Source organism: Streptococcus mitis, from assembly GCF_008763935.1.
GTDB lineage: Bacteria > Bacillota > Bacilli > Lactobacillales > Streptococcaceae > Streptococcus > Streptococcus mitis_DB.
The window spans coordinates 1-2,963 of record NZ_VTQF01000034.1 but is presented as its reverse complement, the minus strand read 5'-3'; the positions used below and the strand labels follow the sequence as shown (position 1 = coordinate 2,963).

3 protein-coding genes are annotated in these 2,963 nt (G+C 47.9%); all 3 read right to left on the bottom strand.

Translation table 11 applies throughout. From position 1 onward, the window contains the following. Positions 1–92 precede the first annotated feature (92 nt). The 3 genes from rfbA to rfbB are packed head-to-tail and all read right to left on the bottom strand — an operon-like array spanning position 93 to position 2,503. Positions 93–959: a glucose-1-phosphate thymidylyltransferase RfbA gene (rfbA, locus tag F9B91_RS12125; protein WP_003743708.1), complete on the bottom strand. Its 867-nt coding sequence runs from the start codon at positions 957–959 to the stop codon at positions 93–95. A 53-nt stretch (positions 960–1,012) separates the two neighbouring features. Beyond that, a complete protein-coding gene (locus F9B91_RS12120) occupies positions 1,013–1,384 on the bottom strand; it encodes a hypothetical protein (RefSeq protein ID WP_003743707.1) in 372 nt (123 codons plus the stop codon). 54 nt (positions 1,385–1,438) lie between these two features. Continuing rightward, on the bottom strand, positions 1,439–2,503 hold the full coding sequence (rfbB, locus tag F9B91_RS12115; protein ID WP_070538782.1) for a dTDP-glucose 4,6-dehydratase: 1,065 nt from the start codon (positions 2,501–2,503) through the stop codon (positions 1,439–1,441). Positions 2,504–2,963: the final 460 nt, after the last annotated feature.

The following is a 2,963-nucleotide window of genomic DNA, read 5'->3' as shown; positions in this document are numbered from 1 at the left end:
GCAAATCTGATTGCGGGGCTGATTAATGCAATGGGATGAATATTTTCGCAAGAGGTCTATTATTGTCCCTTACGATTTCAGACGACCTTTTTTCATTTTTTCAACAGGTGCAGCAGATATTGGCCGTATTGGTTTTTTGCCATCGGGCGGGCGAGTTCTTCCAAGCGCTCGTCTGAAAGCCAGCCGTTGCGCCAAGCGATTTCTTCGAGGCAGGCAACTTGCAGGTCTTGGATGTTTTGCACGGTTTGGACGAATGAGGCGGCTTCGTGCAGGCTTTCGTGCGTACCGGTGTCCAACCATGCAAAGCCGCGTCCCAAAAGCTGGACGGACAATGAACCGTCGTCAAGATACATTTGGTTGAGCGTGCTGATTTCGAGTTCGCCGCGTGCGGAGGGTTTGACTTGTTTGGCAAATTCTACGACGCGGTTGTCGTAGAAATATAAGCCTGTTACCGCCCAGTCGGATTTGGGCTGCTTCGGTTTTTCTTCGATGGATAAGGCGTTGAAGTTTTCGTCAAATTCAACGACGCCGAAACGTTCAGGGTCTTTGACTTGGTAGCCGAACACGGTGGCACCGTGTTGTTTGGAGGCAGCTTGTTTCAGGGTTTGGGTGAACGATTGGCCGTAGAAAATATTGTCGCCCAAAACCAAACAGACGTTGTCGTTGCCGATAAATTCTTCGCCGATGATGAATGCTTGTGCCAAGCCGTCAGGGCTGGGCTGCTCGGCATAGCTGATGGAGATGCCGAAATCGCTGCCGTCACCCAGCAGTCGTCTGAAAGAGGGATTGTCTTCGGGGGTGGTGATGACCAAGATTTCACGTATTCCTGCCAGCATCAATACGGACAGGGGATAGTAAATCATGGGTTTGTCGTACACGGGCAGAAGCTGCTTGGACACACCGCGCGTGATGGGGTAGAGGCGTGTGCCGCTGCCGCCGGCAAGGATGATGCCTTTCATGGGTTTTCTCCTGAGTAGTGTGTGTTTGCGTGATTTTCAGACGGCCTTCGGTCTTAAAGAGGCTTGCCGTTTCTCATGCCGAAGAAGCTTTTGATATCGAAGTAAATGGAACGGATGTCACCAGCTTCATTTTGAACGTCAATACGGTCATAGACGCTGTCATTTTTCTTTAACAGAGCTTGTCCGACTACACGATATTCAGGCATGTGTTCTTCAATCCAGGAGTATTCGGCGGCAATGCCACGCATAGTATCATTTTCAATGATGACAATTGCCCTTTCGATAGAGCTACCATCGGCTTTTATTGTCTTCTGAACTGTCGTTTGTGCAACATGATGTCGTGTTTCTTTGGCTGAAATTGGCGTAGAAACAAACAAGACGGAGGTCAAAGTTGCTAATAAGAAAATGCGGAATGGAGAGTACATGGATATTCCTTTGTATGATGAAGTCTGATGTTTTCAATAGAAGGATTGCATAGTTTACAACTTACCTAAACGTTCCAAACGGTAGTTGCCGTTCAATACGTTTTGCCACCAGGTTTTGTTGTCCAAATACCATTGCACTGTTTTGCGGATACCGGATTCAAACGTTTCCTGCGGTTTCCAGCCCAGTTCCCTGCCGATTTTGGCGGCGTCGATGGCATAGCGTACGTCATGACCAGGGCGGTCTTGCACGAAGGTAATCAAATCTTCGTACCGTGCTACGCCGGCAGGTTTTTCAGGAACGAGTTCTTCCAGCAGGGCGCAGATGGTTTTGACCACTTCGATATTGGCTTTTTCATTGTGTCCGCCAATGTTGTAGGTTTCGCCGACGACGCCTTCGGTAACAACCTGATACAGCGCGCGGGCGTGGTCTTCGACAAACAGCCAGTCGCGGATTTGCATCCCGTCGCCGTACACAGGCAGCGGTTTGCCGTCGAGCGCGTTCAGAATCATTAACGGGATGAGTTTTTCGGGGAAATGGTACGGACCGTAGTTGTTCGAGCAGTTGGTTACGATGGTCGGCAGACCGTAGGTGCGCAGCCATGCACGCACAAGATGGTCGCTGGACGCTTTGGAGGCAGAGTAGGGGCTGGACGGGGCGTAGGGCGTGGTTTCGGTAAACAAATCGTCCGTGCCGTGTAAGTCGCCATAGACTTCATCGGTGGAAATATGGTGGAAACGGAACGCCGCCTGTTTTTCAGACGACATTTGCTGCCAATAGGTACGCGCCGCTTCCAGCAGGTTGAATGTGCCGACGATGTTGGTTTGTATGAATTCGCCGGCGGAATCGATAGAGCGGTCAACATGACTCTCCGCAGCCAAGTGCATCACAGCATCAGGCTGGTGTTGTGCAAACACGCGGCCAAGTTCGGCACGATCGCAAATGTCCACTTGCTCAAAAGCGTAGCGCAGGCTGTCGGCTACGTCGGTCAGTGATTCGAGATTGCCTGCGTAGGTCAGTTTGTCAAGGTTGACGACGGAATCTTGGGTATTTTTGATGATATGGCGGACGACTGCCGAGCCGATAAAGCCCGCGCCGCCGGTAACGAGGATTTTTTTCATGGGATGGGTCTAAGATACAGTACAGCCTTGAATTATAACTGTATATATATTTTTTGTATCTTGAGTATCAATTAATATCACGGCATTATTTTGATATTTCGGTAGATCATCTCATTTAACTCTAAGAATATCATGAAGATATTTTCTATGATTATTTTGGCGTACCTTAAACGTTTTACTATAATTTAATTTCAGCAGCATGAATCCCAACAGTCCAGCCATCTTAAATCCGTAATTAAGTCTTCCCCTTAAAAGACAATCGAATTTTGTATCGTGCCTGAATGAAAATTTGTATAAAATGCTATTGGCAATATTGAAAAAGAAATTATTAAAATAAATTTTGTTTGTCAAAACCCTTTTATTAACCTACTACAATAAAATCATTATGAAACACACACCTTGTATATCGGAACTCCCGTATCATAGCAACAAACCGTCCGGCCGCCACCCGTACACACCC

Coding starts and splice junctions, on each gene's coding strand:
- rfbA (WP_003743708.1), bottom strand. CDS start 959: ATGAAAGGCATCATCCTTGCCGGCGGCAGCGGCACACGCCTCTACCCC.
- F9B91_RS12120 (WP_003743707.1), bottom strand. CDS start 1,384: ATGTACTCTCCATTCCGCATTTTCTTATTAGCAACTTTGACCTCCGTC.
- rfbB (WP_070538782.1), bottom strand. CDS start 2,503: ATGAAAAAAATCCTCGTTACCGGCGGCGCGGGCTTTATCGGCTCGGCA.